Origin of the sequence: Sphingomonas sp., from assembly GCF_035944535.1 — a bacterium.
Classification (GTDB): domain Bacteria; phylum Pseudomonadota; class Alphaproteobacteria; order Sphingomonadales; family Sphingomonadaceae; genus Sphingomonas_B.
The window spans coordinates 183,781-208,310 of sequence record NZ_DASZBC010000014.1 but is presented as its reverse complement, the minus strand read 5'-3'; the positions used below and the strand labels follow the sequence as shown (position 1 = coordinate 208,310).

Below are 24,530 nucleotides of genomic sequence, written 5' to 3'. Positions count from 1 at the left end.
GCAGGACGACGAATGGCCGCCGATCCCTATTCCGTACTGGGCGTCGCGCGCGGCGCCGGCGAGGCCGACATCAAGAAGGCGTATCGCAAGCTCGCCAAGGAGCTGCACCCGGATCGCAATCAGGACAATCCGAAGGCCGCCGAGCGGTTCGCGCAGGTCACGGCCGCCTATGACCTGCTCAACGACAAGGACAAGCGCGCCAAATTCGACCGGGGCGAAATCGACGCGGAGGGCAATCCCACCGCGCCCTTCGGCTTTGGAGCGGGGCGTGGCGCCGGCGGCGGCTACCGCCCGACCGGCAGCTCCGGCTTTGACTTCGGGACCGACGCTTCAGACTTTGGCGACATATTCGAAGGGCTGTTCGGCCGCGGTGGCGGTGCAGGCGGTTTCACCTCCGGCTTTGGCCGCCGCTCGGCCCCCCCGCCGCGTGGCGCAGATGTGGCTTACCGCCTTCGGGTGCCGTTCGAAGACGCCGCGGCGCTGAAGCCGCAGCGCATCACGCTTGCCGACGGCAAGACGATCGACCTCAAGCTTCCTGCCGGCGCCGAGACGGGCACGCAAATGCGGTTAGGCGGCAAGGGCGAGCAGGGGCCCGGCGGCGCGGGCGATGCGATCGTCACCATCGAGGTGCAGCCGCACCGCTTCTTCAAGCGCGACGGCGACAATGTCCTGCTCGACCTGCCGATCACGCTCAAGGAAGCGGTGCAGGGCGGCAGGGTGAAGGCGCCGACCGTTGACGGCCCTGTGATGGTCAATGTACCGGCCGGCTCCACATCGGGGCGCGTGCTGCGGCTGAAGGGCAAAGGCTTTCACAAGAAGGGCGGCGAGCGCGGCGACCAGTTGATCACGCTGATGATCGATGTGCCTGGTGAAGACGCTGAACTGCATGCTTTTGTGGAAGGATGGAGCGGAGGCGAGCGCAACCCGCGCGCGGGATTGGGCGTCTAGCCCGGCGTGGACCTGATCGACGAAACCCAGGAAGTAGAGCTTCCCCACGGCCCCGCGCCGCAAACCCCCGAAGCTCGCCGCCGGCGCCTGCTCCGGACGCGCAAGCGCGTCGACGACACGCTCAAGAAGCTGGGCCCCGGATCACGGGTGCGAGTGGTGCTCGGCCGTGCCTTCGAAGGCGTGTGGAACGACGGCTTCATTCATGCCGGCAATCTGGCGTTCCTGACTTTGCTGACCCTCTTCCCCTTCTTCATCGTTGTTGCCGCGATCGCCCAGACGTTCGGACGGGATGCCGCGACTCTGGACGCGCTGCGCCAGTTCCTCGCGCAAGTGCCGAGCGACGTGGCCAAGGTACTGGAGAAGCCGATCAGCGATGTGCTGACCGCGCGTTCAGGGAGTCTGCTCTGGCTCGGTGCGCTTGGTGGCTTGTGGAGCACGGGCGGCTTCGTCGCGACGCTCAAGGACATTCTCTACCGCGCCTATGGGGTGCGCTCCGCCTCCACCTTCTGGGCGGCGCGGCTGCGCTACACCGCGATTACGATCGGCTCCGTGCTGCTGGTGCTCGTCTCCTTCCTCCTGCAGGCGGTGCTTGCCGGGCTGGAGCAGTTCGTTGTGCGGCTTTTCCCCTTTTCGGACGAGTCGCTGTTGCTGCTATTGAGCGCATCCCGACTGATCCCGGGACTATTCATCTTCGGCGCCTTCTACCTGCTCTTCTATGTGATGACACCGAGGCGATACCGGGGGCGCGGCTGCCGCAAATATCCCGGTCCTTTGTTCATCACCTTCTGGTGGCTGCTCGTCACGTCGCTGCTGCCGCCGACGCTGACGCTGCTCGGCGGCTATGACCTGACCTATGGCAGCCTTGCCGGCGTGATGATCGCGCTGGTCTATTTCTTCACGCTCGGCTTGGGCGTGGTGTTCGGCGCCCATCTGAACGCGGCACTGGCAGAAGTGCCGCAGAGCGCGCTAAAGGACGCCCAGCCACAGCCGGAGGTAGGCCCAAGTGAACGAACTGATGAAGGGCAAGCGCGGCCTGATCATGGGCCTGGCAAATGAGCGCTCGCTTGCCTGGGGCATTTCCAAGAGGCTGAGCGAGGCGGGCGCCGAACTGGCCTTCAGCTATCAGGGCGAAGCGCTGGAAAAGCGGGTGCGGCCGCTCGCCGAGGAACTCGGTTCCGATTTCCTGATCGATTGCGACGTGGCCGACATGGCTGCGCTCGACCGCACCTTCGCGCAGCTGGCGGAGCGCTGGCCCAGCATCGACTTCGTCGTCCACGCGATCGGCTACACCAACAAGGAGACGCTGCGCGGCCGCTATTGCGACATCGGCCTCGACGATTTCCTGCTGACGATGAACATCAGCGTCTACAGCTTCACGGCCGTCGCCCAGCGCGCGGCGGCCATGATGGGCGAAGGCGGATCGCTACTTACCCTGTCATATTATGGCGCCGAGAAGGTGGTGCCGCACTATAACGTGATGGGCGTCGCCAAGTCGGCGCTCGAGACCAGCGTCAAATATCTGGCGAATGATCTGGGACCGGATGGCATCCGCGTGAACGCCATCTCGGCCGGGCCGATCAAGACGCTCGCCGCCTCCGGCATCGGCGATTTCCGCTACATTCTGAAGTGGAATGAGCTGAACAGCCCGATGCGCCGCAACGTCACCATCGAGGATGTCGGCGGCGCCGCGCTTTACCTGCTCAGCGACCTCGCAGCCGGCGTCACCGGCGAGACCCACCATGTCGACGCCGGCTATCATGTCGTCGGCATGAAGCAGAAAGACGCACCCGACATCGCACTGGCCTGATGCCCAAGCTTCTCGAATGGAATGGATGGAAGTTCTTCTTCTATTCGCGCGAAGGTATGCCGCTTGAGCCGCCGCATGTGCATGCCCGGAAAGATCGGAGCGAAGCCAAGTTCTGGCTCACACCAGTGGTGAGAGTGGCTACGGATCGAAGAATAGACCCCAGAACCCTCAAAATGCTATTGGCCGTCGTCGAGGCACATCGCGATGAGTTCGAAGGACGCTGGCATGAATTTTTTTCCTGAACCGGTTCATGTCTCGTTCGACGAAGACACGATGAGCGTACAACTCGACGACGGCCGCACCATTACCGTTCCTCTTGCATGGTACCCGCGCCTGCTAGGAGCGCAGCGCAAACAGCTGGAGGCTTATGAACTCAGCCCATCCGGAGTGCATTGGGATGAGCTCGACGAGGACATTTCAGTGCAGGGGATGATGAGCCCCCGTTTCGAGTTCGCGCCTGCCCAAGCCGCGGAATGAGCTTCAACAGTTTCGGCCGCGTTTTTCGCTTTACCACCTGGGGAGAGAGCCATGGCCCGGCGATCGGCGTCGTGGTCGATGGCTGCCCGCCGGGGTTGAGCCTCAGCGAAAGCGACATCCAGCCCTGGCTCGACAAGAGGCGGCCAGGGCAGTCGCGGTTCACGACTCAGCGCCAGGAGCCGGACCAGGTGCGCATCCTCTCGGGCGTGTTCGAGGGACGCACGACGGGCACGCCGATCAGCCTGATGATCGACAATGTCGACCAGCGCTCCAAGGATTATTCGAACGTGGCGCAGGCCTATCGCCCCGGGCACGCGGACTATGCCTATGACGCGAAATACGGGTTTCGCGACTATCGCGGCGGCGGGCGATCGTCCGCGCGGGAGACGGCGGCGCGAGTGGCGGCGGGCGCCGTTGCCCGGCTCGTCATTCCGGAAGTGACGATCCGCGCCTGGGTCAGCGAAGTCGGCGGTGATGCCATCGCAAGCGTCGATCCCGACCAGATCGACGCCAATCCTTTCTTCAGCCCCGACGCAGAGGCGGCTGAGCGGTGGGAGACGCTGATCGACGGCGCGCGCAAGGCCGGTTCGTCGCTGGGCGCGATCGTCGAGTGCGAGGCGACAGGCGTGCCGGCGGGCTGGGGTGCGCCGCTCTATGCAAAGCTGGACAGCGAGCTTGCCGCGGCCGCCATGTCGATCAACGCGGTCAAGGGCGTGGAGATCGGCGACGGGTTCGCCGCCACCCGGCTGCGTGGCGAGGAAAATGCTGACGCTATGCGGCCCGGTGAGAGTGGGCCGGTGTTCGGCAGCAATCATGCCGGTGGCATCGTCGGCGGCATCTCCACCGGGCAGCCGATCCGACTGCGTGTGGCGTTCAAGCCGACCAGCTCGATCCTGACGCCGGTCGAGACGATCGACCGTTCAGGCGGGGCGACGGAAATCGCCACTAAAGGACGGCATGACCCATGCGTCGGCATTCGCGGCGTGCCGGTCGTTGAGGCGATGATGGCGCTGGTCCTGGCTGACCAGAAGCTGCTCCACCGGGCGCAGTGCGGGTGAGCTAGCGACGACGGAAAGTTACGCGACGCGAGCCACTCACCAAGAAAGTGTCGTAGGCCGTTTGCCTGAGCGCTTCTCGGACCGGGCTGCCCTTCCCGACTGTGTTTGCCCAGAATTGCGGCCGAAGGGCACTTTCCGGCAGCTTGCCCCCGATGATTGTCTCAATCTTGTGGAACGGCAGATCGAAGGTGGTTAGCGTCTGCTCTCGGCAGTACTTCGTGAGTGCTTCATATCTGGACATGGCGAACACCTCCCGAAGGCGACGCTGCCGCTAACTGGGTTCCGGCGCTAGTTAGAAAATGCGAACGCCCACGAGCGTGCCTTTGGTGCCGCTCTTGTCCAGATCGAAGCGGAAGTTCGGCCAGCGCCGGCGCCAGCGGCGGGCGACGACGCGTTCTCCCGGCCGTGCGGCGTCGTCGAGCAACACGATGCCGCCGACGGGAAGCCGGTCGAACAGCACTTCCGCCGCGCCGCGCACGAACGGGTGCACGGTCCAGGGCGGGCCGTCGATGATCAGCAGGTCGATCTGATCCGGCAGATGACGCACGTCGTACCAGAGGCGCGGCCAGTCGCTGGGTGCGGGGACCAGAGGCGCGGCGTGCAGTTCGGCGGCCAAGCCGTGTTCGGCGAGCCAGGCGCCGGTCGCCTCAACGAAGTCTGCATGCTGGTCGAAGCTAAGCAGGCGCCCGCCGCCGTTCAGCGCCAGCGCCTTGGCGGTGACCAAGGTGGACGCACCGGCGCCCAGCTCCACCACATGCGCCGGCCGCAGCTGCTCGATCGTGTCGACGATGCGGTGCAGAAGCGCCGTGTCTGCCTTCCAGCTGCCGAGATTCGGCAGCGCATCGGCGGGCAGGCCCAGACGGGCGAGCAGCCGAGCCTTGTCGCGCCGCCGTCCCCCCGACAGGCTCTTCAGCAGCCAGGGCCAGCCGATCGCGCCATAAAGGATCACTATCAGCCGGTCGCCGAGCGTCGGCTCGGCCGCGCTGCCATGCGCGCGGGGCAGCAGCCCGGTGGCGAATTTGCTGGTCATCGGCGCGCCGTCAGACGCCCTGCCAGCTGAACCGTTCCGCCCTCGTCATGCGGCGAGCGGCCGGTCGCGCCACCATTTGCGCACGAAATCCCAGCCTTCCTGCGCCGTCTCTACGAAATGGAACAAGTCTAGGTCCTTGCGAGAAATGACGCCTTCTTCGGCCAGGGCCTCGAAATCGACGACACGCTCCCAAAACTCTCGGCCATACATCAGCACGGGCAGTGGCGAGACCTTGCCGGTCTGGATGAGCGTCAACAGCTCGAAAGTCTCGTCGAAAGTGCCGAACCCGCCCGGGAACACCGCGACGGCGCGGGCACGCAGCAGAAAGTGCATCTTCCGGAGCGCGAAATAGTGGAACTGAAAGCTCAGCCTCGGGGTGACATAGGGGTTGGGGGTCTGCTCGTGCGGCAGCACGATGTTGAGGCCGATCGATTCCGCGCCAGCGTCCTCGGCGCCGCGATTGGCGGCCTCCATGATCGACGGCCCGCCGCCCGAGCAGACCACGAACTGCCGCCACCCCTCCAGGTCGCGCGGGCAGTTGCTGGCGAGCTGCGCCAGCTCCCGCGCAACGTCGTAATATTTGGCTTTGGCGATCAGCCGCTCGGCGACCTTCTTCCCGTAATCGTCGGTTGCGACCTCCCGCAGCACGCCTGCCTTGGCCGGCTCGGGAATGCGCGCCGAGCCGTAGAAGACAAAGGTCGAGCCGATCTTCGCTTCGTCCAGCAGCAGTTCCGGCTTCAGCAGCTCGAGCTGGAAGCGAACAGGACGCAGATCCTCGCGGAGCAGGAAGTCGGCGTCCTGAAAGGCGAGCCGGTAGGCCGGGTGCATGGTCTGCGGCGTCTGGGTGAGGTTCCGCGTCGCCTCTGCCTCTTCATGGGCATTGGGAAAGACGCGGGACGGTACGCGGGTGTCGGTCATAAGCGGCCGGGCTTAGGCGGAGTGAGGCGCGGCGGCAATCACCTGCAGAACGGGCCGCGCCCCATGTCCAGGTGGAAGTGATCGGCATGAAGGCTGTTGTAATCGGGGCTAAGCACTGTCTTGAAGCGCCGGCAGGCGGAGGTGCGGATCGCGACGAGGAAGCTGCGGATCGCTGGATCCGGCGAGGTCCAGTCCTGTTTCAGCGTGATCCGCCGCCCGTCGGCGAGCACGAAGCCGCTGACATCGACCGCATTGGCGCTGGCATGCTCGGAGAGCCGACCGGCCTGGGCGCCGTTGACGTTGCGGCAGGAATAGGAGCCGAACGTCTCCACCTTCGCCAGTTCGGAGCCGAGGTAGAGCCGCGCGGCCGGCATGATGCCGTTGCGCACCCAAGCGGTGAAGGTCGCAGCCAGACTACAGTTCATCGGGCCGAGATTGGCGACCGGCACGCCGGCGTCGAGCAGCTTGACGCTGGCGAAGTTATGGCAGCCGCCGCCGTAATCGCGGTCCGGCAGGGCTTGGAAGCGGGCGAGCTGGCCAAGATTGGCAAGGCAGACGCGCACCTGGGGCGAGTCAATGGTGAGGCGGTTGGGAGGGACCGGACGCGTCTCCGCGCGGCGGTCGTCACGGCCGGTGCAGGATGCCAGCATCAGCGCCAGGCCGCACCATAGGCTCCCCCATCTCATGGCCCGACACTGCCCGCTTGGCGCGATCAAGAGAATCGTGCCGGCGATCAGCCGTGCTGAGGACGAGTCCAGTCGCGAAGGGCAAACAAAAAGGTCGCCCAAAGACGCCCTTCCTGTTCCATTCGGGCGCGGTCAGCCGAAAGCGGCTGTGCGCACCCGGCGGCGGGCGGCGGCGCCGACCAGGCCGAAACCGCTGATCAGCAGCGCCCAGGTGGAGGGCTCAGGGATTGGCGGCGGAGGTGGCGGAGGCGGTGCATTGCCGGTTGAGTAAATGGCGATGCTGGAGATGCCCTGATACTTGACCATGAAGCTGGTGAGGCCGTTCACGCCGGCATCGATCTTGTAGAAGGCGGTTGCATTGCCCGCGCCATTGGCGCCGCCGCCCCCGAAATGGATGCCGATATAGCTCAAGCCATAGAGCGGCTTGGCCAGGTTCACCGTCTTCGAATCCGGCAGATTATACTTGTTACCGGCCGCTTCGATGGCCGAGAAATCCTTGTCCCAGTTGAAGCCGATCGCAGACAGACCGGTGAACTGGTCATCTACCTTGCTGTTGCTGAGGATGTTCTTGTCGTAAAATCCGCTGCAAGCCAATGCGGCCGGGTTCAGGTCGGCCAGCGTGCAGGCAATCGGCGCCGGTGCCGGCGACGGCGCGGGATTGTTATTTTGCTTGGCGAATGCCGGCATGGCGCCAGCGAGACAGGTCACGGCTGCTACACTCAGCAGAATCTTGCGCATGTAATTCCCCCCGGTGGCAAGGTGATTCCCTGCCGAACTTCAACAACTTGCTTCCCCCCAAGGCCTTTTCTCGACCTTTTGACCTACATCGAATAGCAAATCGCAACGCATTCCGCCAGCGACGACCGGAAATTTAGCTGTCCCTTTTTGGGACGGTCTTAGCTGGCACGCGCCTTGCTTCTGCTTTCCCGAGTTCAATCGGGGCGCATGAATGACCGTTGCCACGCTGCAATCGCTGCTTTCGACCGGGGGGGTGCAGTCCGCCATCCAGCGGGCGAGCCACAAGACCGGCGTCGACTTCACTTATCTGCTTGGCCAGGCGCAGGTGGAATCGAGCCTGCGCCCCGACGCCAAGGCGCCGACCAGCAGCGCGTCCGGCCTCTACCAGTTCATCGAGCAGAGCTGGCTCGGCACGGTCAAGAAGCATGGCGCTGAGCATGGCCTGGGCTGGGCGGCGGACAAGATCAGCCAGGGCCCGAGCGGCCGCTACTATATCTCCGACACGGCCACCCGGCACTATGTGCTGAAGCTGCGCAACAACCCTGAGATCGCCTCGCTGATGGCGGCCGAACACGCCGCCGACAACAAGGCGGCTCTCGAAGCTAGCCTTGGCCGCGAAGCCGGTGGCGCCGACCTCTATATGGCGCATTTCCTCGGCATTGGCGGCGCGAAGAAGTTCCTGTCGACCTTGCAGCGCAATCCGCAGGCGGCCGCCGCGCAGCTCTTTCCTGCCGCAGCCGCCTCGAACCGCGGCATCTTCTTCGGCGAGGGCGGGCGGATGCGCTCCGTCTCGGAGATATATGACCGCTTCGCCGCGAAGTTGCAGAAGGGCGCCGAGATTGCCGCCGGCGGCAAGGCATTGCCGCCTATTGCCGCGCCCGGCAAGGCAGACCCGGCGCTGCAGCTGGCCGTCATCGAACAGGAGGACCGGCCCGAAACGGCGACGCTCGACCAACTGCTCGCGTCCGCCGATCGGCCCAATCTGCTGCGGCCGACGCCTGACAATGCGAAGCTCGCCTATATGCTGCTCGCGAGCATGGGGGCGTAACGGGTGGCCTCGATCGCACTCTCCCCCGCCGGCACGATGAAGATGGGCAGGCTCGCCGCCCTTCCCGCGGGCATTTTGATCCTCGTCCTGCTGATGGTCGTGCCGATCCCGGCGGGCCTGCTCGACCTGTTCTTCATCATCAACATCATGGCCTCGGTCGCGATCCTGATGGTGGCGCTGAACGCGGAAAAGCCGCTCGACTTCTCGAGCTTCCCGACCGTGCTGCTGTTCGCGACCCTGTTCCGTCTGGCGCTGAACGTCGCCTCGACCCGGATCGTGCTGGTGCACGGCCATGAAGGCAAGGCGGCGGCCGGTCATGTGATCGAGGCGTTCGGCGCCTTCATCATCGGCGGCAACTATGTCGTCGGCCTGCTCGTCTTTTCGATCCTGGTGATCATCAACATGATCGTGATTACCAAGGGCGCCGGCCGCGTCTCAGAAGTGTCCGCCCGCTTCACCTTGGACGCCTTGCCGGGCAAGCAGATGGCGATCGACGCCGATCTGAACGCCGGCCTGATCACCCCCGACGAAGCCAAGGCCCGCCGCGTCGAGGTCTCGACCGAGGCCGATTTCTACGGATCGATGGACGGTTCGTCCAAGTTCGTAAAGGGCGACGCCGTCGCCGCGCTGCTGATCCTCGCAGTGAACGTGATCGGCGGCCTGATCATCGGCGTGGTCAGCCATGACCTGAGCATCGCCGACTCCGCCAAGACCTATATCCTGCTGGCAGTCGGCGACGCGCTGGTCGCGCAGATCCCCGGGCTGCTGCTGTCGATCGCCGCAGCGGCAATCGTCACCCGCGTCACGTCCAGCCATGATTTGGCCGGCCAGATCGGCACTCAGTTCGCCAGCGCGCGCACCTGGGCGCCGGTCGCCGCCATCCTGGGCATCATGGGCGTACTGCCCGGCATGCCGCATCTGCTGATGCTGCCGCTGGCCGCGCTCGCCGGGTTCGTCGCCTGGAAGCTGTCAAAGGCCAAGCAGGTCGCAGATGCGCTGCCGGTGCCGGCCAATGACGACACGCCAGCGGATCTGAGCCGTATCGACTGGTCCGAAGTGTCGGACGCGATGCAGGTCAATCTGGAAATCGGCTATGGCCTGGTGCCGTTGGTCGATGAGCGCCTTGGCGCGCCACTGATGACACGGATCACCGGCGTCCGGCGCCAGCTGTCGAAGGAACTCGGCTTCGTCGTCCCGCAGGTGCGCGTCCGCGACAATATCGGCATCGCGCCCTACAACTACCGGATCCTCGTCAATGGCGTGGTGGTCGGCGAAGACACCGCCTCGGCCGACGAGATGCTGGCGCTCGACACGGGCCAGGCAGTGGGACGGCTCCAGGGCCGCACCGCCAAGGACCCGACCTTCGGCCTGGATGCGGTCTGGATCTCGCCGAACGACGCGGATGCGGCAACCGCGGCCGGCTATATGGTCGTGGACTCAGGGACCGTTATCGCAACGCACCTGAATCATCTGCTCGGCGCTCACGCCGCCGAACTGCTGGGACCAGACGAAGTGCAGAGCCTGCTCGACCGGCTGAAGGAATCGGCCGCTCAGCTGGTTGCTTCGCTGTCGCCCGCGCCGGTGCCGCTGACCGCGTTGACCCAAGTGCTTCGCTCGCTGCTCTCCGAAGGCATTCCGCTGAAGGAATTCCGCCGCATCGCCGCGTCGATTGCCGTCGCCGCCCAGCGCACGCTCGATCCGGAAGAGCTGGTGGAGGCGATCCGTCCGGACTTGGGCGCGCTGATCATCCAGCGCCTGTGCGGTCCGCGCGAGCCGCTTCGCGTGATGACGCTCGAAGGCGGGTTGGAAGCCATTTTGGGCCAGGCGGTTCGCTCCGACCCGGCCAACCGCCACATGATCGAGCCCGATCTCGGCCGCCGCATCGTCGACGCACTGCAGCAGGCCGCCCGACCGCTGATCGCAGAGGGCAAGCCGTTCGCGCTGGTGGTGCAGCCCGCCGTCCGTCTTGCCGTCCGCAAGCTCGTCCGCGCGTCGCTGCCCGACACGCCGGTGATGAGCTTCCTCGAAGTGCCCGAAGACAAGGCGGTCGAAGTCGTCGCCGTCATCGGCGCTCCCCAGCAGCTCGCCGCGTGAGAAAAGACATGGCCAGCCAACCGATCATGCCCGTCACCTACAGCCGCACCGGCCCTGCCGCTCACGAGGCGCAACAGCTGTTGATCCGCGACCATATGCCCTTGGTCCGCCGCATCGCCTGGCACGTGCACGGCTCCGTCTCCAGCTCGGTTGAGGTCGAGGATTTGATCCAGACGGGCCTTGTCGCCCTGGTCGAGGCCGCAGGCGCGTTCGAAGATCGCGGCCAGGTCACCTTTGCTCAATATCTCTCGACCCGCATTCGCGGCGCGATGATCGACGAACTTCGCCGGCAGGCGACGATCACCCGCGGCGCGATGCGCCGACGCCGGGAGATCGCGGACGCGGAGTCGACCCTGTCCGTCCAGCTTGGCCGCGCACCCACTGACGAAGAACTCGCCTTCCGGCTCGGCGTGCCCACCGAGCGGTTGCGGCAGGAGCGCGACGCCGCACAGCCGGTCCGGTTCGAGCCGATCGACGGCGTCTATACCGACGATAATCCCTGGTTCATGAGCGAGGACCCGAACCCGTTCGAGCTGCTCGAGCAGGAGGATCTCCGCCAAGCGCTGATCGAAGCGATCGGCCGCCTGAGCGAGCGCGAAGCACAGGTGATCCAGCTCTATTATGTCGAGGAGTTGAACCTCGAAGAGATCGGCCAGGTGCTCGGCGTCGGCGCTGCGCGGGTGTGCCAGATCAAGAAGTCAGCGCATGATCGGCTGAGGAAGGCGCTGGCGGCGCGAGTGGCCTGAACAGAACCGTCATGCCGAACTTGTTTCGGCATAAGGCGGCCGTCACGCCGGAGTCGCCCGTACCTGCCGCATGGCGTCCGCCACCACCTTTATCCGAAACAAGTTCGGGATGACGGTTCAGGGATAAGAGACCGTCAGCGGAACCTCGGGCAGCGGGATGAACTCGCCGCCTTCGCCCGGCACGTGCGGGAAGCGGCCGTCTTTCCAGTCATGCTTGGCCTGGTTGATGCGGTCGCGGCTCGACGAGACGAAGTTCCACCATACGTGCCGCGATGTGCGGAAGGCCTCGCCGCCGAGCAGCATCACGCGTGCGCCGGAGGTTGAGCGCAGGGTCATCGGCACGCCGGGCTTGAGCAGATAGAGCGTGTAGAGTTCCAGCGGCTCGCCATCGAGGCTCGCATCGCCGAGTGCCACCACGACGGCGCGTTCGTCGGCGCCGGCATCGATCGGCAGCGAGGCGCCCGGCTGCAGCTGGATATCGGCATAGATGGTTTCGGCATGGCAGGTCGTCGGCGCCGTGCGGCCCCAGAGCGAGCCCATGATCACGCGGGCCTGGACGCTGCCATCGTTGATGATCGGCAGGTCGCCGGCCGGGACATGCTCGAAGGCTGGGTCGATCTCCTCCTTGCCGTCTGGAAGGGCCAGCCAGGTCTGCATGCCGGACATCACCGCGCCGCCAGTCCGTTCCGAGGCGGGGGAGCGTTCCGAGTGCACGATGCCGCGGCCGGCTGTCATCAGGTTGACGGCGCCCGGTTCGATGGTCGTGAAAGTGCCGAGCGAGTCGCGGTGATCGATCGCGCCGCCGAACAGATAGGTGACGGTCGCGAGGTTGATGTGCGGATGCGGGCGCACGTCCATACCCTGGCCGGGATCGAGCTGCGCGGGCCCGAACTGGTCGACGAAGATGAACGGCCCGACCATCGTCCGCGGCTTAGAGGGCAAGGTCCGCCGGACCTTGAAGCCGCCGAGATCGTGCGTCGCCGGCGTAATGGTGAGCGTGAACAGGTCGGACATCAGCCTCTCCCCCTATAGCCGGGCACGTCCTGCGCCGGCAGCCACAGGCCGGCCGGCGGCTCGCCCGACTGCCAGAACACGTCGATCGGAATGCCGCCGCGCGGATACCAATAGCCGCCGATGCGCAGCCAGAGCGGCTTCATCTCGGCGAACAGCCGCTCGGCGATGCCGACCGTGCAATCCTCATGGAAGGCTGCGTGATTGCGGAAGGAGCCGAGGAACAGCTTCAACGACTTGGATTCGACGATCGTCCCGGCGGGCGCATAGTCGATCACCAGGTGCGCGAAGTCCGGCTGGCCGGTGACGGGGCACAGCGAGGTGAATTCAGGCGCAGTGAAGCGGACGAGATAGGGTTGGCCGGGCCGCGGATTGGGGACATAATCGAGCGTGGCGTCTTCCGGTCGCAAGGGCAGCGTCGAAGACTGGCCGAGGTGGGTGATGTTCATGGCCTCCATCTAGTCGTTCATCGACGAACCCCCAAGCCGGTTGGGCCTGAGCTTGTCGAAGGCCTCCCTTCTTCCTACCACCCGCCGACAGAAGAAAGGGAGGGCTTCGGCCAGGGTCCCACGAAAGTATGACTTTCGTGGGTGCCCGCCAAGCTCAGCCCGAACCGGAGAATAGGATGCGCACTTACCTGATGCTCTCCGCTGCACTCCTCGCAGCGCCCCTCCTCGCTCAGGACGAGAAGGACGATGCCAAGCCAGCCGCCGCCGAAATCCCGCCGCCGCAGGTGGTCTCCAAGCGGATGAGCGGCACGTTCGGTGGCCAGCGCATCAACTATGTCGCCACGGCCGGCGAAGTGCATCTGAAGGGCGATGACGGCCAGCCCCGCGCCGCGATCAATTACTATAGCTATGTCAAGGAGCCGCGGGATCCGAACCGGCCGGTGACCTTCCTGTTCAATGGCGGTCCGGGATCCGGCTCGGTGTGGCTGCACATGGGCGCGTTCGGGCCGAAGCGGGTGGCGATCCCTTCGGACGCCCGCGACGACGGCGCGCCGCCTTACCCGATCGTCGACAATCCCGACGCGATCCTGGACGTGACCGACATCGTCTTCATCGATCCGGTCGGCACCGGCTTCAGCCATGTCGTGGGCAAGGGCGAGACGAAGGATTATTGGGGCGTCACCAAGGATGCGCAGTCGGTCGCCAAGGTGATCCGGCTGTGGCTGAACGAGAATGGGCGCTGGAACAGCCCCAAATATCTGGGCGGCGAAAGCTATGGCACCACGCGCACCGCTGCAGTCGCCAATGAGCTGGAGGGCAGCTTCAACGATGTCGCGCTGAACGGCCTTATCCTGATCTCGACCATCCTCGACTTCGGCGCGCAGGCGGAGGTGGAGGGCAACGACATGCCCTATATCATCTCGCTGCCCAGCTATGCGGCCGTCGCCTGGTACCACAACAAGGTGCCGAACCGGCCCGCGAGCCTGGAGCAGTTCGTTGCTGAGGCGCGCAGCTTTGCGACGGGGCCTTATGCGTCTGCGCTGATGAAGGGCCAGGCGCTGCAGGGGCCGGAGCGGGATCAGGTGCGCGCGCAGCTCGCGCGTTACTCCGGGCTTTCGGAGCAGTTTCTCGAGCGCACCGACCTTCGGCCCTCGCCCGGACGCTTCTGGAAGGAGCTGCTGCGTGATCGCGGCCTGACCGTCGGCCGGCTCGATAGCCGCTACACCGGCCGCGACCGCGACACCGCCGGCGAGGAAATGGACAATGATCCGAGCTTCTATGGCATCGACGCGGGCTATACCGCCGGGGTCAACGCCTGGGTGCGCGACGGGCTCGGGTTCAAGACCGAGCGGTCCTATGTGACGATCGGCAATGTCCAGCCTTGGGACTGGGATATCGGCCTCGGCGAGGCAACCTATTACAAGTCGGTTGCGCCCTATATCGGCAAGGCGATGCGGGAGAATTCAGGTCTGCGTGTGTTCGTCGGCCAAGGCTATTACGATTTCGCCACGCCTTTCTTCGGCGCCGAATATGCGCTGACCCGCACCGGCTTCCCCCAGGACCGCATCGTCTGGAAATATTATGAGGCGGGCCACATGATGTACGTCCGTGACGAAGACCGGCGGAAGCTCTCCGCCGACGTCCGCGAGTTCATCCGCGGGCGCTAGAATAAATGGGGTGAGCCCCCCTCACGGCAAAAGGGGAGTCATGAAGAGGGCCCACCCCGCTCCCCCACGCAGGGGGAGCGAGGGGGAGCATCCGGATCAGAACTTCACGCCGAAGGACAGGAAAACCTGGCGCGGATTGCCGTAAAAGGCGGTGACCACGCCCTCGCGGCCAAGCGACGGGGCGTTCCCCGGCACGGCAAAGGTGGGGTTCGGCAGAGGCTGGGTGCCCGGAGGCGACCCGGCGGGGACGGGCAGGAAGGGCGTGACCGAGAGCACCGGCTGCCCGGTCACCGGATTGACGTTCAGGAACTGATAGCCCGACACTTTGTAGCGCTTGTCGGTGATGTTCTTGGCGTGAATGCCGATCGAGTAGCGATCGTCCTCGCTGGTCCAGACGAGCGACGCATCCCAGAGCGAGTAGCCCTTTTGATCCAAGAACGGGCTCGGGGTTTCGAACTGAAAGGTCTTGCTGCGCCAAGACACGGTGGTGCTGGCGTTGATGTCCCCGGGACCGAACGGAAGACCGAGGTCTAGTGTGCCCGACGTCGTCCATTTCGGGGTGTTCTGGATGCGGCGGAAATCGGCGACATCAACCGGCTGGCCGGGCCGCCCCCGCACCGGCGCGCCGGTCGGGTCGAAGTTCGCGACCTGGGTTTCGAAACGATCATATTGCGCGTCGATATAGCCGAGGGTGGCGGCAAGGTTCAGGCGCGAGCCGATGCCGGCGAAGTCGCGAGCGAGCACGGCCAAGCCTTCGAACTCGATGCCCTTGAAGGTCGCCTTGCCGGCGTTGGTGGTCACGCCGACAAAGGTGGGGATGCCATTGACGACGGCGCCGACCGAGCCGGGCACCTGCACGTCCTTATAGTCCGCGTAGAAGCCTGCCAGTGCGAAGCGCAGGCGGTTGTCGAGTAGCGAGGCCTTCCAGCCGATCTCGAAACTGTCGACTTTCTCGGGATCGAACAGAAAATAGTCGAAGATTTCGGATGCTTCCCGAACCCCGTTGCCGTTGAGATCGGGTGCTGTCGTCGAAAGGCCGCGCGGATCGAAGCCGCCGCCTTTGAAGCCCTTCGAATAGCTGGCGTAAATGGTGTGGTCTTCAGTCGGCTTGTAGCTGACCGAGGCCCGGGGCGTGAATTGCTTGAAGGTTTCCTTGCCGTTGAAATTGGAGGTCAGCGGACCGAGCTGCGTGCCCGCACCCCCCAGTTCCGGCGAGGCTCCGCCGATCAGGTTCTTCCGGATCACGGTCCCGTTGCGCTTGTCGACTGTGTAGCGCCCGCCGACCGAGACTTGGAACTGGTCGGTCAAGTCGTAAGTCACGTCGCCGAAGATAGCCCAGGTCTTGGTTTTCACGTCACCCGCGGTGGACGCGGTGAAGCCGGGGACACCGATCAGCGTGCCTGTCGTTGCCAGCACAACGTCGAAGATGTTGCGCGCCCGGGCGTTCAGGTAATAGCCGCCGAGGAGACCGTTCAGGCGGTCGCTTTCGTAGACGAGCTGGAATTCCTCGGAGAACTGCCGATTGCGGTATATGGCGGGCACGTCGACATCCGCCGCAGGCAGCGCGTCGAAGTCGATTGGCGTCCGGCTGCGATCCTTGCGGTAGGCAAGGATGTTCTTGAGCGTGATCGTGTCGCTGACCGCCCATTCCAGCCGGTTGTGAATGCCCCAGGCCTTGATGTCTTGCTTCGGCGTCACCAATCCGCCGCGACTGTCGAATTCGTCGCTGAGCACGGGTGCAGCCGAGAGGAAGCTCGGGATCAGCCGGTGGCCGCCCCGGGTGTTGGAGCGGTCATGGGTGAGGTCGCCGGTCAGGCGGAAGAAGAAGCTGTCCTGGCTGCCGGCCTCGGCAGTGGCGCGGAACGCCCAAACGTCTTTGTTGTAGTTTTCCTGACCCGTGGTCAGGTTCTTGCCGAAGCCGCCGCGGCTCAGCCGAGCAACCGCGCCGCCCAAGCGGAAGTCCGGCGTCAGCGGCGCACTGGCGCTGACGATCAGATCGGCCTGATCATAGGTGCCGATGTTACCGCGAATGCTCAGCTGAGCATCGTTCGGGTTAAGGTTGCGAGTCACGTACTTGATCGCGCCGCCGATTGTATTGCGGCCGTAAAGCGTGCCTTGCGGCCCACGCAGCACCTCGATCCGCTCCACATCGAAGACGTCGAGCACGGCCGCCTGCGGGCGGTTCAGATAGACGTCGTCGAGGTAAAGGCCCACGCCCGCTTCAAAGCCGGCGACCGGATCCTGCTGGCCTACGCCGCGGATGAAGGCGGTCAGCGTTGAATTGGTGCCGCGGCTGGTCTCGACGGTGATGTTGGGCGTCGTGTCGGAGATGTCCGTAATGTCGATCGCGCCCTGGCGCTCAAGCGCATCGCCCGAATAGGCGGTGATCGCGACCGGCACGTCGAGTAGATTCTCCTCACGGCGGCGGGCGGTGACGACGATGTCGAGATCGCTCGTGCTGGACTCGGCCGCTTGCTCGGCCGGCGCCACGTCCTGCGCCGAAACCGGGCTGGCGGTCAGCGCGGCGGCGGCCGCACCCAGGTTGAACAGCGTGCGTGCGGATAGTCTCGTCATCGAAATCCTCCCCAATGGGCAGCCCTCCCTGTGGCTTGTGCCCAATCGAGGGGGAGCTATACTGAAACCTGAACCGGGTTTCAACTTGGTCGCATGGGGAGGATGCAAATCATGGGCGAGCGTAGCACCGCTGCAACACTGGGAGCCAAGGAGCCGCGCACCGAACGGGGCCGACGCACCCTGCGCGCCATCCTCGACGCCGCGGCGGCGGAGTTCGGCGAGCGGGGCTTTCACGACACGGGCATCACCCACATCACTCAGCGGGCCGGCGTCGCGCTCGGAACCTTTTACACTTACTTCAACTCAAAGGAGGAAGTGTTCCGTGCGCTGGTGCGCGACCTATCGGCACAGGTCCGGGACACGGTCGGTCCGCACCTCATTAAATCCGACCGCTATTTCGAGGCGGAGCGGATCGGACGCGAGGCCTTTTTCGCATTCGTCACCGAGCATAAAGAAATCTACCGGATCATCGACGAGGCGGAGTTCGTCGATCCGGAGGACTACCGTGCGCACTACACCACTACGGCGGACCGCATCCGCGCCAGGCTGGACGCGGCGATCGCACGCGGCGAGGCACGGGCCTGCGACACGGAAATCGCTTCCTGGGCGATCATGGGGATGAACGTGTTTCTGGGTCTCCGCTTCGGCGTTTGGGCGGAAGACCGCACACCGGCCGAGCTGGCGGCTGCGGCCGCCGCCCTGATCGCCGACGGATTGAGAGCCTAGCGCCGAAGCAGGAACACCGCGTGCTCGGCGCGGAAGTTGGCGGCCGCGGCGCTGGTCAGCTTGTCGCCGGATAGAAACCAGGCGCCCTCTACCGTTAGTCCTCGTGACCGCACATAGGCGCGGAAGTCATCCACCGTCACATGATGGATGTTGGGCGTTTCATACCATTCGAGCGGCAGCAGGCGCGTGACCGGCATCCGTCCACCCCAAAGCAGCGATAGCCTAACCCGCCAATGGGCGAAGTTCGGAAACGACACAAAGGCGCGGCGGCCAATGCGTAGCAGCTGGTCGAGCACCTGGTCCGGCCTGTGCGTGGTCTGCAGTGTCTGGCTGAGGATCGCATAGTCGAACGCGTCGGCCGGATAGTCGGCCAGATCGATGTCGGCATCGCCCTGGATCACCGACAGGCCGCGTGCCACTGCGGCCGCGACATTCGACCGGTCCAGTTCCAGCCCGCGCGCATCGACTTGCCGTTCGTCGCGAAGCGCCGCCATCAGTGCGCCGTCTCCGCAGCCAACATCGAGGACGCGGCTGCCCGGCGCCACATTGGCGGCGATGATCGCGAGATCGGGCCTTAATCGCTGCAAATGAACCCCGCTCCGTCCGGCCTGAGCTTGTCGAAGGCCGGTTCTGCTTCAGCCCTAAAGAAAAGCAGGGCTTCGACAAGCTCAGCCGGACGGAGAGAGGTTAGGCGTTCAGAAATCCTGCGATCACGCGGTTCATCTCAGGCTGATCTAGCAGAAAGCTGTCATGGCCGAAGGGACTGGATAGCTCGACGAAGCTGACCGGCGCGCCGGCCGCATTCAAGGCGTGGACGATCGCGCGGCTTTCCGCCGTCGGGTAGAGCCAATCGCTGTCGAAGCTGATCAGGCAGAAACGCGTGGCGGTGCCTTTGAAAGCGTTGGCCAAGCTGCCGCCATGCTCTTCGGCGATGTCGAGATAGTCCATCGCGCGGGTGATATAGAGATACGAATTGGCGTCGAACCGGTCAGTGAAGCTGATCCCCTGATGGCGGAGATAGCTTTCGACCTGGAAGTCGGCATCGAAGCCGAAGCTCTTGGCGTCGCGCCCCTGCAGGCGTCGGCCGAATTTCTCGGTAAGACCTGCTTCGGACAGATAGGTGATGTGCGCCGCCATCCTGGCCACGGCCAAGCCGGCGCTGGGCGGCTCGGCATTGTAATAGTCGCCCCCGCGCCAGTTCGGATCGGCCATGATCGCTTGCCGTCCGACTTCGTGAAACGCGATGTTCTGGGCGGAGTGGCGGGCGGAGGAAGCAATCACCAGCGCCGCCTCGACACGCTCGGGATAGGTCGCCGCCCATTGCAGGGCCTGCATGCCGCCCATGGAACCGCCGACCACGGCCTTCAGCCGCGGGATGCCAAGATGGTCGAGCAGCGCCGCTTGCGCCCGCACCATGTCGCGAATGGTGATGACTGGAAAGCGCATCGCGTAGGGCCGTTCGTCCGGCGCCATGCTGGCGGGCCCGCTCGAGCCCATGCAGGAACCGAGCACATTGGCGCAGATAACCAGGCTGCGATCGGGGTCGATCGGCTTGCCGGAGCCCACTATGCGCGTCCACCAGCCAGGCTTTCCGGTGCGTGGATGCGGCGAGGCGACATGCTGGTCGCCGGTCAGCGCGTGACAGATAAGGATGGCGTTTGACGCATTGGCGTTCAGCGCGCCATAGGTCTCGTACGAAATCTCGATCTCCGCGAGCGACCCGCCGCCGTCCAGCCGGAACGGGCCAGTCAGGCGGACGTGACGATCAAGGCCATAGCGTTGGTCCGTCATCGCGCTGCGATCGCGTCGATTTCGACCAGATAGCCGTGATGGAGCTCGGGCACGGGCACGATGGCGCGGGCAGGCCGCGTCTCGCCCAGCAATTCGGCATAGATGGCGTTGAATGCGGGCCAGCGCTCTATGCCGACGAGATAGACGGTGACCTTGAGCAGCCGGTCCGCGCCAGAACCGGCGGCGTCCAGAACGGCGAACATATTGGCGATGGCGCGGCGGGCCTGCTCCTCGAATGACGCTTGCGGCGCATGCTCGCCCTCGGGCGAGACCGGCAGCTGGCCCGATACGAAGACGAGGCCGCCATGTGCCGTCGCCGGAGCATAATGTCCCGCAGGCCTTGCGCCAGGCAGCCAGACCTGTTCGATCGCCATCACCATCCTCCGAACCGCGGCCAGACCTGCACCAGGCCGTCTTCCTCCAGAACATGGTAGCGGTCGTGCTGGGCCGCCGTAGCACAGGCATGGTTGGGCAGGATGCGGAGCTGAGTGCCGATAGGATAACGATGATGATCGATCGGCCCGCCGTCCCGCCGAGCGAGGATGCCATGCTCCTGATTCGCCGAAACGACGATCAGATCGGGCTCGGCCGCGACCATGCCATAGCCCTGATCGCCTCGGCCTTTATCGCCGGAAAGCGCCATCCATCCAGCGTCGATCAGCACCCAGCCGCGCTCCGGCTGGTGCCCGATGACGGACGTCGCGACCGAGATCGCCACATCCTCCGTGCCGCACACGCCCAGCCCCGCCGTAACCAGGTCGTTGAACACATAGACGCCGGCGCGGACTTCGGTGACGCCGGTCAGGTTGCGCGCGAACAGGGCGGTGGGCGTCGAGCCGACACTCACGACCGGGCAGGGAAACCCTGCCGCTCGCAGCGTCCCGGCCGCCGTTACTGCAGCGCGCCGCTCGGCTTCGGCATGCTCGGGCAGCTGATCTGGTCCGGCCGCGGCATAGGAGCCGCCGCGGTGCGTCATGACGCCATGCAGCTCCGCTCCGGCAGATAGGGCCTGCCCAATCGCGACGAGCTGTTCGGCATTCCCGGGCGCGACGCCGGCGCGCCTGCCGTCGCTGTCCACTTCGATCAGCACGGGCCAGCGAACCGCATGTGCGGCCACCGCCTCGGCTGCGGCGACGCTGTCGAGGATCAGCGTGAGGTTCACGCCCCTGGCCACAAGCTTCGCTGCCTGGTCGAGCTTCCCGGGCGCGATCCCGACTGCATAGAGGATGTCGCGATAGCCTGCCGCGGCAAACTCTTCGGCTTCCTTCAGCGTTGAGACGGTCACCGCGCCGGACCAGCCGGCCGTCATCTCACGGGCGATGGCTGTTGACTTGGCGGTCTTCAGGTGCGGGCGCAGCTGCACGCCATGCTGCGACACTGCCGCGTTCATCCGGGCGATGTTGGCGCGCATCTTGGCCGCGTCGAGCAGCAAGGCGGGCGTCGGCAGGTCGGCAAGGTGCATCGCCACGGTCTTACCGGGCTGCTTGCGTCCGGCGCAATCTCAACTACACGCGCGCCCATGCTCGCACCTCGACCCAAGCAATGGATCATGGACATCGCGCCCTATGTGCCGGGGCGCGCGACGACCGACGACGGCCGCAAGGTGGCCAAATTATCCTCCAACGAAAATCCGCTCGGCACCAGCCCGGCGGCGAAGGATGCATTCCGGTGGGCTGCCGACAGCCTGGAGCGCTATCCGGATGCGAGCGGCGCGATCGTGCGCGAAGCCATCGCCGCCAAATACGGGCTCGATCCGGCACGGGTCATCTACGGCAATGGTTCCGACGAGATCCTGCACCTGGCGGCCGGCGCTTACGCCGGCGCTGGCGATGAGGTGATCTTCGTCCGCTACGGTTTCGCGGTGTACGAGATTGCCGCGAGACGGGTCGGCGCAGTCCCGGTGATCGCGCCTGACAAGGACTATGCGACGGACGTCGATGCGATCCTTGGCTGCGTCACCGAGCGGACGCGGATCGTCTATGTCGCCAACCCGAACAATCCGACCGGCACCTATGCCGCGCGCGAGGAGATTGCGCGCCTGCACGCAGCGCTGCCCGACAACGTGCTGCTGGTGCTGGACCATGCCTATTCGGAATATCTGGAAGACGGCGAGGACGATGGCGGGCTGGAGCTCGCCAAGACTGCGAGCAACGTGCTGGTGACCCGCACCTTCTCTAAAATTTATGGGCTGGCGGCGGAGCGGATCGGCTGGGGCTATGCCTCCGCCGAGATCGTGCAGGCGATGCACCGCATCCGCCTTCCCTTCAACATCACCATCGCGGGTCAGCAGGCCGCCGTCGCGGCGTTGCATGACGAAGCGTTCGTCGCGCAGAGCAAGGCGCACAATTCCAAGTGGCGCGCCTGGTTCGCCGAGCAGGTTGCGAGCCTCGGCAATGCCGGGGTGCGGGCGGTGCCGAGCAAGGCGAACTTTCTGCTGGTGCTGTTCGAAGGGCGGCTGACCGCCGAGCAGGCCTATAAGGGTCTGATGGACGCGGGCTATATCACCCGCTGGCTGCCGGGGCAGAAGCTCGGCCATGGTCTGCGCATCACGATCGGCACGGAAGCCGAAATGCTCGGTCTCACCGAAGCGTTGCGGCGGCTGGTTGCCGAAGCCGGATGATGCTGCCTTTCGCACGCGTCTCGATCATCGGGCTGGGCCTGATCGGCTCTTCCATCGCGCGTGCGGTGCGGGTGCATATGCCTACGGTGCGGCTGACAGGCCATGACGCCGACCCGCAGGTGCTTGCCACCGCCGACCGGCTGCAGCTGTGCGACGACCTTGCCGATACGGCAGGGGCGGCGGTTACGGACGCCGATCTCGTCATCCTTTGCGTGCCTGTTGGCGCGGCGAGGAGCGTCGCGCGGGAGATAGCAGACGATCTCCCTACCGAAGCGGTGATCTCCGATGTGGGCTCGTCCAAGACGGGAGTGGCGGCCGCACTTCGAGAGGCGCTGCCCGGCCGAGCGATCGTGCCCGCCCACCCGGTTGCCGGCACCGAGAATAGCGGTCCGGAGGCAGGCTTCGCGAGCCTGTTCCACGGCCGCTGGTGCATCCTGACCCCTGTGGAAGAGAGCGGCGCGGCGACCGCGCGGGTACGCGCCTTTTGGGAGATGCTCGGCGCCCAGGTTGAAGAAATGACGCCGGAGCATCACGACCTGGTGCTGGCAGTGACCAGCCACCTGCCGCACCTGATCGCCTATACCATCGTCGGCACCGCCTCGGACCTCGAGGAAGTCACCCGGTCCGAGGTGATCAAATACTCGGCTGGCGGCTTTCGGGACTTCACGCGCATCGCCGCCTCCGACCCCACCATGTGGCGCGACGTGTTCCTGGCCAACAAGGACGCGGTGCTCGAGATGCTGCAGCGTTTCAGCGAGGATCTGAGCGCGCTGCAGCGGGCGATCCGCTGGGGCGACGGCGATACTTTGTTCGACCTATTTACCCGCACCCGCGCCATCCGCCGCTCGATCGTCGAGCAGGGTCAGGACGATGCCCGGCCGGATTTCGGCCGCGCGCACGATTGAAGCATCGCGGAGCACTATGCTTCGTCATCGCGAGAAGCGAAGTGACAAAGCGTTCCATGGACGCCGGAGCCGAATGGATTGCTTCGCTGCGCTCGCAATGACGACTGAGGCAGCATAACTGCATTACGTCGCAAGTTGTGATTACCGCTTGCAGGTCGCTTCGCGGTTGCTGGTCGAGATTCGCGTGAGCGAGTGCGAGAAGGACGTGCTGAGAACGATGCCCTGCGCGGCGCATTTCTTCAGCTGGAAGCGGACCTTGCGCGCCTTGAAGTCTAATGACACGCGCCGGAAGGTCTCCAGCAGGTCCGTGCCGAGCAGCAGCGAGGGCTGCTCGCTCATGCCAAAGACGGCGAAGGGCGGCACGTCGGCAAAGGCAACCGGCACGTCCTGAAGGGTGATCGCGCCGATCTTCAGCTCGGCCACACGGGCGAGTTCCAGCTCCATCTTGGCGCCGGTCACGCCGGTCACTTCGATCTTGGAGAATTTGTCGGGAATGCGGCGGATCAGCCGGTCGCGCAACGCCATATTGCCGATCGTCACTTCCGAGCCGGTGTCGATGACGGCTTCGATCGGGCGGCCGTTGATGGACACTTGCGTGAGGATCAGCTGCCCCTTGCGGCGGCGCGCCACCACGACGATGTCGCCGTCGAGCCGCGGCGGGGGCTTGGCTGCGTCCTCGACCTTGATGGTGCGCTGCTCGAAATCCATCATCAGCCGCTGTTCGACCAGGGCGTCGATTCCGATCATGCCGTCACCGCCTAGATCGCGCTCCTGCAGCACCGGCAGTTGCAGGCCTGCAAAGCTGCTGCCGCCAAGCTGCAGTTCATCGACCAAGACGCGATCGACGCGACGGGTCTCCGTCATGCCGTTCAGCAGCACCGGGGTGCCGGCAGGCATGTTGAGCGCACGGGCGACGCGCTGCCCGATGACTGACGTATCTGCGCCGCTATCGACCACGAAGCGATAGGGTCCGGTGCCGTTGACCTGCACGCCGACCGTCATGCGGGTGCGGACCTTGCGCGCGTCGATATTCTCGCCGCCGATCGCAAGCGTGTCGTCGATCTGAGCCGGGGGCAGCGGCGGCATCTTGGCCGCCGGATCGATCGGTTTGGGCCGGCGCGACTGAGCCGCGGCAGTGTTTGCGCCGGCGAGCATGGCAAAAGATGCCGCGACGATCAGTCCCGGCCCGATGCTCCGCCGCAGAAGACGCTGCAAAACCACTGGCAATCTTCTGCAC

General features: G+C 65.3%; 26 protein-coding genes. 13 read left to right on the top strand and 13 right to left on the bottom strand.

All coding sequences use genetic code 11. The annotated features are described in order from the left end of the window. Window positions 1-12 precede the first annotated feature (12 nt). From VGT77_RS14040 to aroC, 6 genes are read left to right on the top strand one after another with little or no spacing between them, the layout of a single operon-like run. A complete protein-coding gene (locus VGT77_RS14040) occupies window positions 13-948 on the top strand; it encodes a DnaJ C-terminal domain-containing protein (protein WP_327463641.1) in 936 nt (311 codons plus the stop codon). 6 nt (window positions 949-954) lie between these two features. Continuing rightward, window positions 955-2,004, top strand: a complete 1,050-nt coding sequence (locus VGT77_RS14035; RefSeq protein ID WP_327463639.1) for a YihY/virulence factor BrkB family protein — start codon at window positions 955-957, stop codon at window positions 2,002-2,004. Next, the gene (fabI, locus tag VGT77_RS14030; protein WP_327463637.1) at window positions 1,952-2,755 is read left to right on the top strand and encodes an enoyl-ACP reductase FabI; all 804 of its coding nucleotides are present in this window, start codon (window positions 1,952-1,954) and stop codon (window positions 2,753-2,755) included. Before VGT77_RS14035 ends, fabI begins: the two co-directional genes overlap by 53 nt. Beyond that, a complete protein-coding gene (locus VGT77_RS14025) occupies window positions 2,755-2,997 on the top strand; it encodes a DUF4160 domain-containing protein (RefSeq protein ID WP_327463635.1) in 243 nt (80 codons plus the stop codon). Before fabI ends, VGT77_RS14025 begins: the two co-directional genes overlap by 1 nt. After that, window positions 2,981-3,232, top strand: coding sequence for a DUF2442 domain-containing protein (locus VGT77_RS14020; RefSeq protein WP_327463633.1), 252 nt, complete (start codon window positions 2,981-2,983; stop codon window positions 3,230-3,232). The genes VGT77_RS14025 and VGT77_RS14020 overlap by 17 nt, the downstream gene beginning before the upstream one ends. Beyond that, complete coding sequence (gene aroC / locus VGT77_RS14015; RefSeq protein ID WP_327463631.1) at window positions 3,229-4,290, top strand: chorismate synthase; 1,062 nt, start codon at window positions 3,229-3,231, stop codon at window positions 4,288-4,290. The genes VGT77_RS14020 and aroC overlap by 4 nt, the downstream gene beginning before the upstream one ends. 1 nt (window position 4,291) lies before the next feature. Here aroC and VGT77_RS15660 read toward each other — a convergent pair whose 3' ends face one another. The 5 genes from VGT77_RS15660 to VGT77_RS13995 all read right to left on the bottom strand — a co-directional run bounded on the left by VGT77_RS15660 (window position 4,292) and on the right by VGT77_RS13995 (window position 7,662). Beyond that, complete coding sequence (locus tag VGT77_RS15660) at window positions 4,292-4,531, bottom strand: DUF7662 domain-containing protein (RefSeq protein WP_422663725.1); 240 nt, start codon at window positions 4,529-4,531, stop codon at window positions 4,292-4,294. Window positions 4,532-4,582: 51 nt separating this feature from the next. After that, window positions 4,583-5,320, bottom strand: a complete 738-nt coding sequence (locus VGT77_RS14010; protein WP_327463629.1) for a class I SAM-dependent methyltransferase — start codon at window positions 5,318-5,320, stop codon at window positions 4,583-4,585. Window positions 5,321-5,365: 45 nt separating this feature from the next. After that, window positions 5,366-6,238, bottom strand: a complete 873-nt coding sequence (locus VGT77_RS14005; protein ID WP_327463627.1) for an LOG family protein — start codon at window positions 6,236-6,238, stop codon at window positions 5,366-5,368. A gap of 38 nt (window positions 6,239-6,276) precedes the next feature. Next, complete coding sequence (locus VGT77_RS14000) at window positions 6,277-6,924, bottom strand: extensin family protein (RefSeq protein ID WP_327463625.1); 648 nt, start codon at window positions 6,922-6,924, stop codon at window positions 6,277-6,279. Window positions 6,925-7,056: 132 nt separating this feature from the next. Then, window positions 7,057-7,662, bottom strand: coding sequence for a PEPxxWA-CTERM sorting domain-containing protein (locus tag VGT77_RS13995; RefSeq protein WP_327463623.1), 606 nt, complete (start codon window positions 7,660-7,662; stop codon window positions 7,057-7,059). A gap of 211 nt (window positions 7,663-7,873) precedes the next feature. On the opposite strand from VGT77_RS13995, the gene VGT77_RS13990 reads away from it, so the two are divergent. Genes VGT77_RS13990 through fliA form a run of 3 tightly spaced genes read left to right on the top strand, consistent with a single transcriptional unit; the run spans window position 7,874 to window position 11,550 of the window. Next, entirely contained in the window at window positions 7,874-8,710 is an 837-nt protein-coding gene (locus tag VGT77_RS13990; RefSeq protein ID WP_327463621.1) for a lytic transglycosylase domain-containing protein, read from the top strand. 36 nt (window positions 8,711-8,746) lie between these two features. Beyond that, window positions 8,747-10,804 carry a flagellar biosynthesis protein FlhA gene (flhA, locus tag VGT77_RS13985; RefSeq protein WP_327464003.1) on the top strand — a complete coding sequence of 686 codons (2,058 nt, stop codon included), beginning with the start codon at window positions 8,747-8,749 and terminating at the stop codon, window positions 10,802-10,804. An 8-nt stretch (window positions 10,805-10,812) separates the two neighbouring features. Continuing rightward, window positions 10,813-11,550 carry an RNA polymerase sigma factor FliA gene (gene fliA / locus VGT77_RS13980; protein WP_414713408.1) on the top strand — a complete coding sequence of 246 codons (738 nt, stop codon included), beginning with the start codon at window positions 10,813-10,815 and terminating at the stop codon, window positions 11,548-11,550. A 117-nt stretch (window positions 11,551-11,667) separates the two neighbouring features. Here the strand turns inward: fliA and VGT77_RS13975 are convergent, their stop codons facing one another. Both VGT77_RS13975 and queF read right to left on the bottom strand, forming a co-directional pair. After that, the gene (locus tag VGT77_RS13975; RefSeq protein ID WP_327463619.1) at window positions 11,668-12,564 is read right to left on the bottom strand and encodes a pirin family protein; all 897 of its coding nucleotides are present in this window, start codon (window positions 12,562-12,564) and stop codon (window positions 11,668-11,670) included. Next, entirely contained in the window at window positions 12,564-13,010 is a 447-nt protein-coding gene (gene queF / locus VGT77_RS13970; RefSeq protein ID WP_327463617.1) for a preQ(1) synthase, read from the bottom strand. The genes VGT77_RS13975 and queF overlap by 1 nt, the downstream gene beginning before the upstream one ends. A 176-nt stretch (window positions 13,011-13,186) precedes the next feature. Between queF and VGT77_RS13965 the strand changes: the two genes are divergently transcribed. Further along, complete coding sequence (locus VGT77_RS13965) at window positions 13,187-14,677, top strand: S10 family peptidase (protein ID WP_327463615.1); 1,491 nt, start codon at window positions 13,187-13,189, stop codon at window positions 14,675-14,677. A 96-nt stretch (window positions 14,678-14,773) separates the two neighbouring features. Here the strand turns inward: VGT77_RS13965 and VGT77_RS13960 are convergent, their stop codons facing one another. Then, window positions 14,774-17,251 (bottom strand): TonB-dependent receptor, encoded by a 2,478-nt coding sequence (locus VGT77_RS13960; RefSeq protein ID WP_327463613.1) that lies wholly within the window; start codon window positions 17,249-17,251, stop codon window positions 14,774-14,776. Window positions 17,252-17,362: 111 nt separating this feature from the next. Here VGT77_RS13960 and VGT77_RS13955 point away from each other — a divergent pair, with 111 nt between their 5' ends. Continuing rightward, window positions 17,363-17,977, top strand: a complete 615-nt coding sequence (locus tag VGT77_RS13955; protein WP_327463611.1) for a TetR/AcrR family transcriptional regulator — start codon at window positions 17,363-17,365, stop codon at window positions 17,975-17,977. Here the strand turns inward: VGT77_RS13955 and metW are convergent. The 4 genes from metW to VGT77_RS13935 form a co-directional block, all read right to left on the bottom strand. Then, window positions 17,974-18,564, bottom strand: coding sequence for a methionine biosynthesis protein MetW (gene metW, locus VGT77_RS13950; RefSeq protein ID WP_327463609.1), 591 nt, complete (start codon window positions 18,562-18,564; stop codon window positions 17,974-17,976). The genes VGT77_RS13955 and metW overlap by 4 nt on opposite strands. Before the next feature lie 100 nt (window positions 18,565-18,664). Beyond that, window positions 18,665-19,768: a homoserine O-acetyltransferase MetX gene (metX, locus tag VGT77_RS13945; protein WP_327463607.1), complete on the bottom strand. Its 1,104-nt coding sequence runs from the start codon at window positions 19,766-19,768 to the stop codon at window positions 18,665-18,667. After that, the gene (locus VGT77_RS13940) at window positions 19,765-20,142 is read right to left on the bottom strand and encodes a RidA family protein (RefSeq protein ID WP_327463605.1); all 378 of its coding nucleotides are present in this window, start codon (window positions 20,140-20,142) and stop codon (window positions 19,765-19,767) included. Before VGT77_RS13940 ends, metX begins: the two co-directional genes overlap by 4 nt. Further along, window positions 20,142-21,230, bottom strand: coding sequence for an alanine racemase (locus tag VGT77_RS13935; RefSeq protein WP_327463603.1), 1,089 nt, complete (start codon window positions 21,228-21,230; stop codon window positions 20,142-20,144). The genes VGT77_RS13940 and VGT77_RS13935 overlap by 1 nt, the downstream gene beginning before the upstream one ends. A 57-nt stretch (window positions 21,231-21,287) precedes the next feature. Between VGT77_RS13935 and hisC the strand changes: the two genes are divergently transcribed. Both hisC and VGT77_RS13925 read left to right on the top strand, forming a co-directional pair. Beyond that, window positions 21,288-22,388 carry a histidinol-phosphate transaminase gene (hisC, locus tag VGT77_RS13930; protein WP_327463601.1) on the top strand — a complete coding sequence of 367 codons (1,101 nt, stop codon included), beginning with the start codon at window positions 21,288-21,290 and terminating at the stop codon, window positions 22,386-22,388. Next, entirely contained in the window at window positions 22,388-23,293 is a 906-nt protein-coding gene (locus VGT77_RS13925; protein WP_327464001.1) for a prephenate/arogenate dehydrogenase family protein, read from the top strand. Before hisC ends, VGT77_RS13925 begins: the two co-directional genes overlap by 1 nt. Window positions 23,294-23,434: 141 nt before the next feature. On the opposite strand, the gene VGT77_RS13920 is transcribed toward VGT77_RS13925, so the two are convergent. Continuing rightward, window positions 23,435-24,508 carry a retroviral-like aspartic protease family protein gene (locus VGT77_RS13920; RefSeq protein ID WP_327463599.1) on the bottom strand — a complete coding sequence of 358 codons (1,074 nt, stop codon included), beginning with the start codon at window positions 24,506-24,508 and terminating at the stop codon, window positions 23,435-23,437. Window positions 24,509-24,530 lie beyond the last annotated feature (22 nt).